15 protein-coding genes are annotated in these 13,576 nt (G+C 57.2%); 7 read left to right on the top strand and 8 right to left on the bottom strand.

The genetic code is table 11. The features are described from left to right. Nucleotides 1-89: 89 nt before the first annotated feature. The gene (locus tag ABIB18_RS04630) at nt 90-983 is read right to left on the bottom strand and encodes a LysR family transcriptional regulator (RefSeq protein WP_031376738.1); all 894 of its coding nucleotides are present in this window, start codon (nt 981-983) and stop codon (nt 90-92) included. A 95-nt stretch (nt 984-1,078) separates the two neighbouring features. Here ABIB18_RS04630 and ynfM point away from each other — a divergent pair, with 95 nt between their 5' ends. The 4 genes from ynfM (at nt 1,079) to ABIB18_RS04610 (ending at nt 4,769) form a co-directional block, all read left to right on the top strand. Beyond that, nucleotides 1,079-2,332 (top strand): multidrug efflux MFS transporter YnfM/SxtP(Kp), encoded by a 1,254-nt coding sequence (gene ynfM / locus ABIB18_RS04625; RefSeq protein WP_031376739.1) that lies wholly within the window; start codon nt 1,079-1,081, stop codon nt 2,330-2,332. A 171-nt stretch (nt 2,333-2,503) separates the two neighbouring features. Beyond that, nucleotides 2,504-2,764 (top strand): hypothetical protein, encoded by a 261-nt coding sequence (locus tag ABIB18_RS04620; protein WP_089561575.1) that lies wholly within the window; start codon nt 2,504-2,506, stop codon nt 2,762-2,764. Nucleotides 2,765-2,866: 102 nt separating this feature from the next. Then, complete coding sequence (gene cybB / locus ABIB18_RS04615; protein ID WP_354473726.1) at nt 2,867-3,409, top strand: cytochrome b561; 543 nt, start codon at nt 2,867-2,869, stop codon at nt 3,407-3,409. Nucleotides 3,410-3,584: 175 nt separating this feature from the next. After that, nucleotides 3,585-4,769 (top strand): sugar transporter, encoded by a 1,185-nt coding sequence (locus ABIB18_RS04610; protein WP_031376742.1) that lies wholly within the window; start codon nt 3,585-3,587, stop codon nt 4,767-4,769. 106 nt (nt 4,770-4,875) lie between these two features. Here ABIB18_RS04610 and bhsA (ABIB18_RS04605) read toward each other — a convergent pair whose 3' ends face one another. Continuing rightward, nucleotides 4,876-5,133, bottom strand: coding sequence for a multiple stress resistance protein BhsA (bhsA, locus tag ABIB18_RS04605; RefSeq protein WP_031376743.1), 258 nt, complete (start codon nt 5,131-5,133; stop codon nt 4,876-4,878). 24 nt (nt 5,134-5,157) lie between these two features. Beyond that, nucleotides 5,158-5,415: a multiple stress resistance protein BhsA gene (gene bhsA, locus ABIB18_RS04600; RefSeq protein WP_031376744.1), complete on the bottom strand. Its 258-nt coding sequence runs from the start codon at nt 5,413-5,415 to the stop codon at nt 5,158-5,160. Between the two features lie 298 nt (nt 5,416-5,713). Between bhsA (ABIB18_RS04600) and ABIB18_RS04595 the strand changes: the two genes are divergently transcribed. Next, a complete protein-coding gene (locus tag ABIB18_RS04595; RefSeq protein WP_069728344.1) occupies nt 5,714-6,364 on the top strand; it encodes a TetR/AcrR family transcriptional regulator in 651 nt (216 codons plus the stop codon). Between the two features lie 48 nt (nt 6,365-6,412). Here ABIB18_RS04595 and rhaM read toward each other — a convergent pair whose 3' ends face one another. Genes rhaM through rhaB form a run of 4 tightly spaced genes read right to left on the bottom strand, consistent with a single transcriptional unit; the run spans nt 6,413 to nt 10,291 of the window. After that, complete coding sequence (rhaM, locus tag ABIB18_RS04590; RefSeq protein ID WP_354473725.1) at nt 6,413-6,727, bottom strand: L-rhamnose mutarotase; 315 nt, start codon at nt 6,725-6,727, stop codon at nt 6,413-6,415. Beyond that, on the bottom strand, nt 6,717-7,559 hold the full coding sequence (rhaD, locus tag ABIB18_RS04585) for a rhamnulose-1-phosphate aldolase (RefSeq protein WP_031376747.1): 843 nt from the start codon (nt 7,557-7,559) through the stop codon (nt 6,717-6,719). The genes rhaM and rhaD overlap by 11 nt, the downstream gene beginning before the upstream one ends. Before the next feature lie 10 nt (nt 7,560-7,569). After that, nucleotides 7,570-8,826, bottom strand: a complete 1,257-nt coding sequence (locus ABIB18_RS04580; RefSeq protein ID WP_354473724.1) for an L-rhamnose isomerase — start codon at nt 8,824-8,826, stop codon at nt 7,570-7,572. Next, on the bottom strand, nt 8,819-10,291 hold the full coding sequence (rhaB, locus tag ABIB18_RS04575) for a rhamnulokinase (RefSeq protein ID WP_354473723.1): 1,473 nt from the start codon (nt 10,289-10,291) through the stop codon (nt 8,819-8,821). The genes ABIB18_RS04580 and rhaB overlap by 8 nt, the downstream gene beginning before the upstream one ends. Before the next feature lie 295 nt (nt 10,292-10,586). On the opposite strand from rhaB, the gene rhaS reads away from it, so the two are divergent. After that, complete coding sequence (rhaS, locus tag ABIB18_RS04570; RefSeq protein ID WP_069728346.1) at nt 10,587-11,408, top strand: HTH-type transcriptional activator RhaS; 822 nt, start codon at nt 10,587-10,589, stop codon at nt 11,406-11,408. Nucleotides 11,409-11,419: 11 nt separating this feature from the next. Beyond that, a complete protein-coding gene (gene rhaR, locus ABIB18_RS04565; protein ID WP_031376751.1) occupies nt 11,420-12,292 on the top strand; it encodes an HTH-type transcriptional activator RhaR in 873 nt (290 codons plus the stop codon). Between the two features lie 49 nt (nt 12,293-12,341). On the opposite strand, the gene rhaT is transcribed toward rhaR, so the two are convergent. Beyond that, nucleotides 12,342-13,376, bottom strand: coding sequence for an L-rhamnose/proton symporter RhaT (rhaT, locus tag ABIB18_RS04560; protein WP_046288307.1), 1,035 nt, complete (start codon nt 13,374-13,376; stop codon nt 12,342-12,344). Between the last annotated feature and the right edge of the window lie 200 nt (nt 13,377-13,576).

The raw sequence follows: 13,576 nt of genomic DNA, 5'->3' as shown, positions 1-13,576 counted from the left end.
CGTCATGGTGAGGCAGATCAGGCGGCAGCGTCAAATATTTGATTAGAAATGTGATTTATCGCACACATTGTCGTCGGGACCGGCCAGAGTTACGCCTTTTTTTGCTGCAGTAACGTCATCATATGGCGCATCTGCTCATTTATTTCGCGCTCTGCGGACCAGACTAACCACAGTTCAGAAATAGCATCACTTTCTGCCAGCGGCAGCCAGATGACATCAGCCAGCTGCGCCCGGCGAAATGAGGCGGGCAAAATTGACACGCCCAGCCCGGTCGCTACCAGACCGAGAATGGTCATCGCCTCACCCACTTCCTGGGTGATGTAGGGCTTAATCTGGTAGCGGTGAAGCAGCGCCAGGATGTCGCTGTAGAGTGCGGTCCCGACCTGCGGATCGAAAAACACAAACGGCTCAGCCGCCAGCGCACTGACCGAAATCCTGTCTGCCGTGGCCAGCGGATGCGCCCAGTGCACCACCGCATACAGCGGTTCACTCAACAGCAGCTGGTGGCGCAAATCTGCCGGCAGCGGCGTGTTGCGCATCACGCCGAGATCGAGCCGCCCGTCATGCAGCGGGGCCAGCTGCTGGCGGGTGTTGATCTCCTGCATCTGAATATGCACCTGCGGCCAGCGCTGGCGAAACTGGTACAGCGCATCGGACACCACCACGGTAAACGGCGCTGAGGAGGTAAAGCCGATACGCAGCTCTCCCTCTTCGCCACGATGCAGCCGCGCCGCCCGGTCAGCCGCCTGTTCCACCTGCAACAGAATGGCGCGCGCATCCTGCAGTAACTGCTGACCGGCGGCCGTGAGCTGCACGCTGCGGTTGGTACGATTAAACAGCCGGGCACCGGTTTCAGTCTCAAGCTGAATAATCTGTTGACTGAGCGGCGGCTGAGAAATATTCAGCCGCAGCGCCGCCCGGCCAAAATGCAATTCTTCGGCGACCGCAATGAAATAGCGCAGATGGCGCAGCTCGATATTCATATCTTTAACGTCTTATTTGAGATTATTAATATATTAGACATCATAATCAGCCTTTTCTAAGCTGACGACAGGTTTTTTATCACTAAGGAAAGATTGTGGGTCGCACTACTCAGGCAGGAACCGTTGCGGATGACGCAGGATGCAGATCGCCAGAATCGCTGGCTGCATCGGGCTGGATTACCCGCGGAACGCCGCAGTTTATGCGCGTCACGCTGGCCCTGTTTTCAGCCGGTCTCGCCACCTTTGCCCTGCTCTACTGTGTCCAGCCAATATTGCCGGTGCTGTCGCAGCAGTTTGGCGTGTCGCCCGCGACCAGCAGCCTGTCGCTCTCCATCTCCACCGGACTGATGGCGCTGGGCCTGCTGGTGACCGGCCCGCTGTCTGATGCGGTCGGACGCAAGTCTGTAATGGTCACCGCGCTGATGCTGGCCGCCCTCTGTACCCTGATCTCCGCCACCATGACCAGCTGGCACGGCATTCTGATCATGCGCGCATTGATGGGCCTGGCGCTGAGCGGGGTCGCCGCAGTCGGCATGACCTATCTGAGTGAAGAGATGGACCCGCGCGTGGTGGCGTTCTCAATGGGGCTGTACATCAGCGGTAATTCCATCGGCGGCATGAGTGGCCGCCTGCTGAGCGGGGTGCTGACCGACTTTTTCTCATGGCGGGTGGCGATTGCGGTTATCGGCTGCTTTTCCCTGGCTTCAGCGGTGATGTTCTGGAAAATCCTGCCGGCGTCGCGCCATTTCCGCGCCACCTCTCTGCGCCCCCGTAACCTGCTGATTAATTTTCGTCTGCACTGGCGCGATGAAGGGCTGCCGTGGCTGTTTGCAGAAGGCTTTCTGCTGATGGGAGCCTTTGTCACGTTGTTTAACTACATCGGCTACCGTTTACTAGATGCGCCCTGGCATCTCAGTCAGGCAGTGGTGGGTCTGCTGTCGGTGGTCTACCTCACCGGCTCATGGAGTTCGCCGAAAGCGGGTGCGTTAACCAGCCGGCTGGGACGGGGGCCGGTGATGCTCGGCGCTACCGCGATTATGCTGGCTGGCCTGTTGTTCACTGCCTTTAATTCGCTGTGGCTGATTTTGCCCGGCATGATGCTGTTCACCGCCGGTTTTTTTGCCGCCCATGCGGTTGCCAGCAGCTGGATTGGCCCACGAGCCCGCCGTGCGCGCGGTCAGGCTTCTTCACTCTATCTGTTCAGCTATTACGTCGGGTCCAGCGTGGCCGGGACGCTGGGCGGGGTGTTCTGGCATAACTATGGCTGGATGGGTATCACGCTGTTTATCAGCGCCCTGCTGCTGCTGGCTCTGCTGGTGGCCTGGCGGTTGCAGTGTAAAAAGCTTTGATCCCCTGTTCCCTCTGAATTGCTGGCCCGGCCACTGCGCCGGGCGATTTTATCTGCGCTGTTGAGACAACTTTCAGGTCCAGCCGGAACATAATGCGCTTTTCCCGCTATAATCGGTCTGATTGTGACATTTGCTTACTTCTGTCGCTTAACACAGCAAAAAGGACCGCCTGTGGCTCTCTACTATTACGTGAACAAACAATCAGGTTACAACCATAACCATGTGGTGCATGCTGCGGGCTGCCCCTTCCTGGCCGCGCCGGCTGACCGGCTGTTTCTCGGCAGTTTTTACCACGTCAATGCGGCTATCCTGCAGGCCAAAAAGTATTATTCTGGCGCGATGGGCTGTGAAACCTGCTGTCCATCCCCTCGCCATTCCGATGCTGATCCACAGCCTGGCGTGGCCCTGAAACATACCCTGACCTCACGTTAGCCTGACCGCGATTGAGCAAGGCTCGCGCTGCGCTAATTTGTTAAGATTTTCCGCCATTTTCCGTTATGTTAGAACTCCTGATTCTCTTTAACGGGTTTTACCATGCGGGAAAAGTTTGCGGGCTCTCAGATCGCCCTCCACTGGCTGACCTTTTTACTGGTGGCGACGGCCTACGCCACCATTGAACTGCGCGGTTTTGCTCAGCGCGGTTCATGGCAGGGTTATGCGATGATCATCACCCATTTCAGCGCGGGCGCGTCGGTGCTGGTGTTGATGATTGCTCGTCTGGTGCTGCGTACCTGGCATCGTTCTCCGCCGATTGTTCCTGCCGCCCGACGCTGGCAGACCGGGCTGGCACATCTGACTCACACCCTTATCTATGCGCTGTTTATTACCCTGCCGATACTCGGTCTGACATCACGCTATCTGAAAGGCCGTGAATGGTGGCTGTTTGGCATCAGCATGCCGGTGGCGGCGGAACCCAATTTTGATCTGGCGGATATGCTGATTGACTGGCATGAGACGCTGGCTCCGCTTGGATACTGGTTAATCGGACTGCACGCGGCGGCGGCGCTGTTTCATCATTATCTGCTGAAAGACAACACCCTGATGCGCATGATGCCGGCACGGCGACGCGGTCAATAACCTCAGGCTATCGCCCTGCCACAGGGCGATAAAAAATATTCAGGATTAAAAACGGTTTATAAGGTTCCTCTTCCCGGTTTATTCACTACAATAGTCAGTAATTTGTGACGCAGGTCACTTTCGCTGGATGTTTCTGCCACATCCGAATTCGCTGTTCTGACTGATTTGACTCCTCATGCAATCAACGACTGTTTCACGTAAAACTGCCTGGCTTCGCGTGGTGTTGCTGGCTATTGCCGCTTTTGTTTTCAACACCACCGAATTTGTGCCGGTTGGCCTGCTATCGGATATCGCAGCTGATTTCTCGATGCAGACCGCTGATGTCGGCATTATGCTCACCATCTATGCCTGGGTGGTGGCGCTGCTCTCGCTGCCGCTGATGCTGCTGACCCGCAATATTGAGCGACGAATGCTGCTCGGCGTGCTGTTCCTGATTTTTATCATCAGCCATGTGCTGTCAACCGTGGCGTGGGACTTCCGTTCGCTGATCGTCTCGCGTATCGGTATCGCGCTGTCGCACGCGGTGTTCTGGTCGATCACCGCATCGCTGGCGATCCGCGTCGCCCCGGCGGGCAAGAAAACCCAGGCGCTGAGCATGCTGGCAACCGGTACGGCGCTTGCGATGGTGCTGGGCGTGCCGATTGGCCGCGTGGTGGGTCAGTATCTCGGCTGGCGTACCACCTTTGGTGCCATTGGCCTCTCGGCGCTGGTGCTGATGATTATGCTGGTGCGGATCCTGCCGCGTCTGCCGAGTGAACATACCGGTTCACTGAGCAGCGTGCCGATGCTGTTCCGTCGTCCGGCGTTAGTCAGTATGTATCTGCTGGTGACGCTGGTGGTGACCGCGCACTACACCGCTTATAGCTATATCGAACCCTTTATGCAGGCGGTGGCCCACTCGGGTGAGAACTTCACCACCCTATTGCTGCTGCTGTTCGGATCGGCCGGCATTATCGGCAGCGTACTGTTCAGTTCGCTGGGTAATAAATTCCCCTCTGGTCTGCTGATCGCCGCCATCGCGCTGATTACACTTTGCATGGGACTGCTGATTTTTGCTGCGGTCCGTCCTGCTGCAATCTCCACCCTGTGTGTGATCTGGGGAATGGCGATGATGATGATTGGCCTGGGCATGCAGGTACGGGTGCTATCACTGGCGCCTGATGCCACAGACGTTGCGATGTCGCTGATGTCGGGTATTTATAATATCGGCATTGGCGCAGGTGCGCTGTTGGGTAATCAGGTCAGTCTGCATCTGCAGATGGCGGATGTGGGCAATGTCGGTGGGATGATCGGTCTGGTCGCGCTGTTGTGGTGTGTCTATATCTTCCGCCGCTACCCGCAATTACGCAGTAACGGCTAGAAAAAAGGCTTCAGATAAGTGGTTATCTGAAGCCTGTTTCATCTTATTTATAAATGACTGCGGTTTATTTATAAATGACTGCGGTTTACTTATAAATGACTGCGGTTTACTTATAAATGACTGCGGTGCCATGCAGGTTGTTGTTGCCAGAGGTCGAAGTGATGCGGAAAGACTTTGCACCGACATCGCTGGCCCGGTCTGACAGTTGCTGTTCCAGCGAGGTCAGGTTGGTGCTACCTGTCGCGCTGATCACGCCAATTTTTTGCTGATCGAGCGGCGATTGAGTGACCTGCTGAGCCGCCACGCTGGCAAAGGAGAGGCTGCCGAGTAGCGCAGCCACCACCATCATACTGATACTTTTCATAACGAACCCCTTCTCAACAGTTAATTACTGATAAATCACGGCGGTGCCGTGCAATTTGTTCTGACCACTGGTTGAGGTGATACGGAATGATTTGGCACCCGCTTCATCCGCTTTGGCATTTAGCTGCGCTTCAAGGGAATTGAGGTTGCTGCCGCCCTGGACAGAAATGGTGCCAACCGGCTGCTGGTTGATTGGGTCGCTGCTGACCTGATCAGCGGCGAATGCGCCAAATGTCAGGGTAGAAAGTGCCAGTGCGGCCAGACTCAGTTTGATGCTTTTCATAGGTTGCTCTCTCAATATTCGGTAGTGGAAAAATGTGTGTCGTTATTTAATTAACGATCATTAACTAAATGATAGGCCCGATTATGGTCAGCCGTCAATATTTATTTAATGAGCGTTATTTTATTCGCGAAGTGGCGTGATTATGGGCTTCAGCCCCCTTTTTCACTTAACCTTAGGGGCGATATCCGCGCGCCGTCGCACAAAATGGCAACCGCCTTCAGCGCAGAATGCGCCAGCCCTTGCACAATTTATTAATGATCGGTAATTTAATGGGGTGTTTCACAACCCGTGAGGATATATGAGCCAGGTTCAGGATTGCGATGTGAAGAAGTGCCGCGGTCGGCCAAAAGTTTTCGACCGTGAAGCTGCGCTCGATAAAGCGCTTACCCTGTTCTGGACCCACGGTTATGAGGGGACCTCGCTGGCCGATCTGGTAGCGGCAACCGGGGCGAAAGCGCCCACGCTCTACGCCGAGTTTGTCAATAAAGAGGGGTTGTTCCGGGCCGCGATGGAGCGCTACGTGGAGAAATTCAGTGCCTGGCGTGACGCGGCGCTCGGCAATGATGCGTTGCCGGTCGATCAGGCGATCGAGGGTTATTTCCGTGCAACCGCCGCCTGCTTTACCGATCGCGATTCGCCCGGCGGCTGTTTCTTTATCTGCACCTCCACCACCCTGTCAGCGGCTTCTGCCGAGATCGCCAGCATGTTGCAGCAGCAGCATCAGTCGCAGGAGAGTACGCTTAGCGACTTTCTGCTGACCCGCCAGCAGCGTGGTGAACTGAGCGAATCAGTGAATATCGCGGCGCTCGCGCGCTATCTGGGCTGTATGCTGCAAGGCATGTCGGTGCGGGCGCGTGAAGGGGTGCAGCGGGACGATCTCGACAGCATCATTGATACGCTGATGGCGATGTGGCCGACGCTGACCGGACTCTGTCAGCATAAAGCGTAAATAAAATCAGGGCGGCGATTGCCGCCCTTGTTGCTTTTCAGGCCGTCCTCATTCGAGGAAGAAAACCGGCTTTAACGGCTGACTTATCGGACTGTTGTCCTGATTTGACGGCATCAGGTCTTTCATTGATGCCCACCAGCGCTGACACACTTCGGTGCGGGCAACCGCCTCCCAGCTTGCTTCCGACTCAATCTCAACGCTGGCAAACAGCAGATTACGCTCCGCATCCAGCCAGATAGCATAGTTGTGCGCCCCGTGTGCCTTCAGCGTTTCTGCCAGCTCCGGCCAGATCGGCGAGTGGCGTCGCTGATATTCGGCGTGGCAATCCGCATTCACCTGCATCACAAAGGCTCTACGAAGCATTGGCAGGCCCCACATCCAGCGCAGCCTGCCACGGATTGACCCCGAAGCGTTCACCCAGCGCCACCAGTTGTTCGGTAGTGATACTCTGGCGGATGCCACCCATCGACAGCACCTTGACGATCACTTCAGAGGATTTTTCGGCGGTATCGATCAGGCCAAAGGTTTCATCCAGGGTCGGCCCGCTGCCAAAGATGCCGTGGAACGGCCACATTACCAGGCTATGCGACTGCATCTGCTCCGCCGTGGCGGCCCCGATACCGTCAGTGCCGGGCACCATCCACGGCAGAATGCCGACGCCATCCGGGAATACCACCAGACATTCCGTGCTGCCTTCCCACAGCAAGCGGGTAAAGCGCGCCGAATCCAGTTCAACCACATAACTTAACGCCATAAAATGGGTGGCGTGGCAATGCATGATCACCCGATCAGCGCCGTTGCTGACCGCTTTACGCACGCCGTGCGACTGGAAGTGTGAGGCGAGTTCAGAGGTTGGCAGGCCGCCATTCGACAGCCCCCAGTGAATTTTGAATGAGAGTCCTTTGTCATCGACCTGCAGCAGCGCCAGGCAATCGGCGGGATCGAGTTGCACGTTGCGGAAGAACTTGCCCGATCCGGTCACCAGGAACCAGCAGTTTGCCAGCGCAGGCGCCGGCTGTGTCAGTTCAATGCAGCGCGGCTCCGGATAGAAATCGGCCGCAAAAGGTTTCACCTCCTCCTCCAGCAGACGCAGACTGACGTTCCCACCGTTACGCTCATCCCAGCCCTTCAGCCACATATCACTGGTGGCTTTGACCATTCCCTTAACAAACCAGGAAGAAAGAATGCTTTGCATAGTGAAATCCTTAACGTTGGCTCAAGATGTGTTGTTCGTAGTGACGGACATCGCTCAGCCAGCTGGCATCGGCTGGCACGTCGTGGCGCAGGCACCACGCTTCCCAGATCGCCTGCCACGGCAGTGATTTCTGCTCTTCCAGCAGCGCCAGTCGGGCGGTGTAATCGCCTGCCGCTTCGACCTGGCGCAGGCGATCGGTCGGTTCCAGCAGGGCGCGCAGCAGCGCTTTTTTGGCGTTGCGGGTGCCGATGACCCAGGCTGCAATGCGGTTGATCGAGGCATCAAAGAAGTCGAGCTCGATGTGCACTTTGTCAAACAGCTGATGGCGAACAATCTCACTGGCGATCGCCTGGGTCTCATCATCGAGCAGCACCACGTGATCGCTGTCCCAGCGCACCGGCCGGCTGACGTGCAGCAACAGACGCGGCACGTAGAGCATGGCGGCGGAGATTTTATCGGAGATCACTTCAGTCGGATGGAAGTGGCCGGCATCCAGCGTCAGCGCGGTCTGACGGCTGGCCGCGTAACCGAGGAAAAACTCGTTGGAGCCCACGGTGTAGCTTTCAGCGCCGATACCAAACAGCTTGCTCTCCACCGCATCGATGTGATTTTGCGGATTCAGTTTTTCGGCGATGATTTCATCCAGCGCGCTCATCAGTCGCTGGCGCGGTGCCAGCCGATCGATGGTGATATCTTTCATGCCGTCGGGCACCCAGATATTCATCACCGACGGGGTGCCCAGCTGCTCACCAAACGAGGCGGAAACCCGGCGGCTGGCTTTACAGTGATCGATCCAGAACTGACGAATGGTTTTATCAGCATGTGACAGGGTGAAACCGTCGGCACTCAGCGGATGTGAAAAGCAGCTGGGATTGAAGTCGAGTCCCAGCTTATGCTCTTTGGCCCAGCTGACCCAGTTGGCAAAGTGTTCCGGCTCAATCTCATCACGCGCCACCGGTTTGTCACTTTCCAGATAGATGGCGTGCAGATTGAGTCGTTTCGCGCCGGGGATCAGCGACATCGCTTTGTCGATATCGTTACGCAGTTCACCGGCATTACGGGCGCGTCCCGGATAGTTGCCGGTCGCCTGAATACCGCCGGTTAATGCGCCCTGCGGGTTTTCGAAGCCCCGCACATCATCCCCCTGCCAGCAGTGCATTGAGACCGGAATCGCATCCAGCTGACGGATGGCCTGTTCAACATCCACCCCAATGTCGGCGTAGCGTTGTTTAGCCAGTTCAAAAGCCTGTTCAATCTGCTTAGTCATAAGCGAGTTCCTTAGCGGGTTGGCTCAGCGCCGTGAAACGTGCCTGACTGGCACCAAAGGCGCTATTTGTTTGCGGTTCAAAGGTTGTGAGCGGAAAATTGTTGACCACGCAGCAGCGGAAATCGGCCACATCGGTCAGTTCGCCGAGCGCGATCAGCTGACATCCCACGTTGCCGAGGGTTGAGGCTTCAATCGGTCCGGCCAGCACCGGAATCTGACAGGCATCGGCGCACAGTTGATTGAGAAAGTGGTTCTGGCTGCCGCCGCCGACCACATGCAGTTGCCGGAAAGGTTTACCGCGCAGCTGCGCCAGTTCGGCGATCACTTCACGGTAGAGCAGCGCCAGGCTGTCAAAAATGCAGCGTGCCAGCGCGGCGGCGGATTGCGGCACCGGCATGCCCTGCTCTGCACAGGCGTTCTGGATTTCATTGACCATGCTGTCCGGATTGATGAAGCGCGCATCGTTCGGGCTGATCAGCGACACGCAGGCCGGTTGCCGTTCGGTTTGGTCGATCAGCTGGCTGAGATCGTCGATATGTAGCTCATCACAGACGCGCTGCAGCAACCATAATCCCATGATGTTCTTCAGCACGCGGTAGCCTTCAGCGCCGCCTTCATTGGTAATGTTGGCCCGTAACGCCGCCTCCGACGCGTAAGGTTGCAGGCTTTCAAAGCCCATTAACGACCAGGTGCCGGAACTGAGATAGGCGGCATCTTCCTGCATCAGCGGCGTCGCCACCACCGCGCTGGCGGTGTCGTGGGTGGCGACGGCAATCACCGGAATCGCCGCGCCGTGGGCGTTATGCCAGTGGCCGACCGTGTTGCCGGGTGCCCGTGGCTGGCCGAACCAGGCCGCATCAACACCGGCCCAGCCCAGCAGCTCGCGATCCCATTCGCCGCTGTCGATATTCAGCATCTGCGTGGTAGTGGCGTTGGTATATTCCCAGTTGAGATTACCGGTCAGGCGATAGTGCAGATAGTCCGGGATCATCAGTGCGTGTGCGACGCGGGCCTGCCAGTCGGGCTGCTGCTGATGCAGTGCGCGCATCTGATACAGCGTATTAAACGGCAGGAACTGAATGCCGGTGCGGGCATAGATCGCGCTGTGGCTCAGATCGCGCTGCGCCTGCTCCATCAGGCCGTGGGTACGGGCATCACGGTAGCTGACGGCTTCGCCGACCTGCTCGCCACAGGCATCCAGCAGCACCATATCCACGCCCCAGGTATCAATCCCGATGCTGTCCGGCACCACGCCTTCTGCATCCAGCTGCGCCAGACCGGCACGGATTTCCTGCTCCAGCAGCGCCACATCCCAGCAGTCATAGCCGGCACGGCGCTGACGGGTATTTGCGAAACGCCGGACCTGCCGCAGACTGAGGTGGCGCTGTGCGGCATCCCAGTGTGCGAGCATTACCCGTCCGCTGGATGCGCCGAGATCGATAGCAACAGTATTTCGCGTGGTCATGGCAGCATTTTTTCCTGTGATTTGATGGTCACAGAGTAGAAATCCTGGCGGACTGCCACCTTCCCGACAGTGCCAGCAGCCCCCCTCCGCTGGCAGACTTGCAAAGAACTTCGTGAGAGAGATCACAGAGACGGCAGCCGGGGCGATGTGACCCCTGCCGCAAATTTATTAACTGCTGAGGATTTCTTGAATAATCAGCAGGATTCCTGCTGAGATGAGCGGAAAATTCAAGGTAAGGTAGCCACGTCCTGTTTAGACTCCGTTACAGCTTTGTTAACAGTAGCGAGAGGCGACGATGACCATTTTGCACAGTGCGGATTTTTTCCCTGAAGGCGATTACGCGATAGCCATTGAGCCGCGCGTCCCGCAGCAGGCCTTCCCGGAGCATCATCATGATTTTCATGAAATTGTGCTGGTTGAGCACGGGTCGGGCATTCATGTGTTTAACGGTCAGCCGCAAACACTGTGCGCCGGCTGCGTCTGTTTTGTCCGCGACCACGACCGTCATCTGTATGAGCAGACCGAGAATCTCTGCCTGACTAACGTGCTGTACCGCAGCCCCGGCGCTTTCCGTTTTCTTTCCGGACTACAGGCGCTGCTGCCCTGTGACAAGGATGGACAGTATGCGTCGCACTGGCGCATCAATCATAAAGTGATGAGTCAGGCACTGAGCGTGGCAAGCCAGATGCGCCAGGATGATGCCTGGTCGCTGGAGAAGCAGGCACGCCAGGAGCAGCTGTTTTTACAACTGCTGGTGCTGTTACGTGAAGCGTGTCGTGACGAGCAGAGCCAGGATCAGGAAGCGCGACTGCATCGCTTGCTTGACTGGCTGAACGATCATTACAGTGATGAGATCGTCTGGGATCAGCTGGCCGACCGTTTTTCCCTGTCGCTGCGCACGCTGCATCGGCAGATGAAGCAACAAACCGGCAGCACACCGCAGCGTTATCTGAATCGGTTGCGGTTGTTGCAGGCGCGGCATTTACTGCGTCACAGTGATATACGCATTACGGATATCGCCTTTCAGTGTGGATTTGGTGACAGCAACCACTTCTCCACCCTGTTCAGGCGCGAATTTGGTTGCGCGCCGCGAGCGGAGCGCCAGCAGATGGGGTAAAGGAGCACAGTATGGCGTTGATACTCAGCCGGGATGATTATTTTCCTGCCACCAGCTTACCGGTGGCGGTAGCCGAACGGATGCCCCAACCTTCTTTCCCGCCGCACCGACACGAATTCAGCGAAATCGTGATTGTCTGGCGCGGCAACGGCCTGCACGTCCTCAACGATCGCCCGTGGCTGATTACCTGTGGCGACGTTTTTTATATCCGCGACAGTGACTGCCACAGCTATGACAGCGTCAACGATCTGGTGCTGGATAATATCCTCTACTGCCGTGACCGCTTTAGCCTCGGGCTCGACTGGAATCAGCTGTTGCCGCCGCAAGGCGCTGATGCACCCGGCTGCTGGCGTCTGACCACGCGCGGCATGGCGCTGGCGCGCGGGGTGATTGGTCAGCTGGAGCGTGAAAGCCGCAAAAGCGATCCGCTGTCGGTGCAGCTATCAGAAGCACTGTTTTTGCAGCTGGCGCTGATCCTGCGCCGTCATGGCTATGCCGCCGATCGCCCGTGGGCGTTGCCGGAAGGTGAACAGTTAGATTTGCTGATGTCGGCATTACAGGGCGCGATTGCCCGTCCGTTTGATCTGGCCGAATTTTGCCAGCATAACCAGCTGAACGAGCGGGCGCTCAGGCAGCTATTTCGTCAGCAGACCGGCATGACGATCGGACATTATCTGCGTCAGCTCCAGCTCTGTCAGGCGAAGTATTTGCTGCGCACCCAGGATTGTCTGATTGGTGAAGTGGCCGCCCGCTGCGGCTTTGATGACAGTAACTATTTTTCGGTGGTGTTTACCCGCGATACCGGCCTGACCCCCAGCGCCTGGCGTCAGCGTTTTATCTCATCCGGGCAGACGCTGAAAAACACCGACACCGAATCGCAATAATGCGAGCCTGGGATGCAGGCTCGCATTGCGCAGTTTTCCGCTGATCCGATCAGGCGGCCATGCCGAGCCCAACGATGTTGGCTGCGATAATGATCACCACACAACCAATCGATAACACCCCGACCGGCCGACGTCCCACTGACTTCCACTCTTTCATCAGTAAGCCGACCAGCCCGCCGCACAGCACGTAAAGACTCATGTGCAGCATCCAGCTGACGTAATCATACTGCGCCGGAATACGCGCATGGCCCCAGGCGTAGAAGAAGAATTGCAGATACCACATGGTGCCGCCGAGCACGGCAAAGGCGACGTTCGCCAGCAGCAGCGGTTTCGCCACCGAGAGATCCTTGCGCACTGACAGCTCTGGCCGGGTTGCCAGCCGGTAGAAACAGAAGGCCAGGTTGACCAGCGCCCCGCCGCCCATAATCACCACGTAGCTCGGTAGCGCGACATACAGCGGATCGATACCCAGCTGCGCCGCCGCCTGGTGCATCGGTTTCGCCGCATCCATAGCGAATGACATCCCGGCAGAGAAAATACCGCACATCACCGCCAGCACCAGCCCTTTCTTCAGATTAAATTCCTGCGCGTTAATCCCCAGCGCCCGCTCTTTCAGCAGGCCAGCACGCGAGACGATCGCCACGCCAACCAGCGCCACCAGCACGCCCAGCAGAGTTAAACGTCCACCGGCAGAGGCAAACAGCTCACCAAAGCGGCCCTGCAGCAGCGGCGTCATCAGGGTGCCGACCACCAGCGTGATGCCAATGGCGATGCCAATCCCCATCGACATGCCGAGATAGCGCATGGTCAGGCCGTAGTTGATGTTGCCCACGCCCCACATGGCGCCGAACAGAAACACCGGCAGCAGCTGCGCCAGACTAAAGCTGCTGTAATAAGCGCGGAAGTCGGGCAGCAAAATCGCACTCACCACCCACGGCAGGATCAGCCACGACATCAGGCCACCGACCGACCACATGGTTTCCCATGACCATCTTTTCACCTGTTTAAACGGCGCGTAGAAACACGCGGCACTGGCAGCTCCGACAAAATGCCAGAAGATGCCGGCAATAATGGCACTGTTCATTGTTTTTTCCTGGTTAGGTTGAGGCCTGACGGAAACCCAACGATTTCCGCTTAGCAGGCAGTCTACGGTTTGCAGGAATTCCTCAGCCTTTGAATGAATGCCGGATGCCGCCGCCTGTTGGCAAAATCTCCGCGTTATTCCCGTTAAGGATCACAAATTCACCTTTGTCAGAGTGCCGGATGGCTTTCCGCTTAAGTGGT

The sequence above is a fragment of the Pantoea sp. UYEF8 genome, assembly GCF_040546285.1.
Taxonomy (GTDB): domain Bacteria; phylum Pseudomonadota; class Gammaproteobacteria; order Enterobacterales; family Enterobacteriaceae; genus Pantoea; species Pantoea brenneri.
The sequence above is the reverse complement of the archived record's forward strand: the minus strand, read 5'-3'. Positions and strand labels throughout refer to the sequence as shown.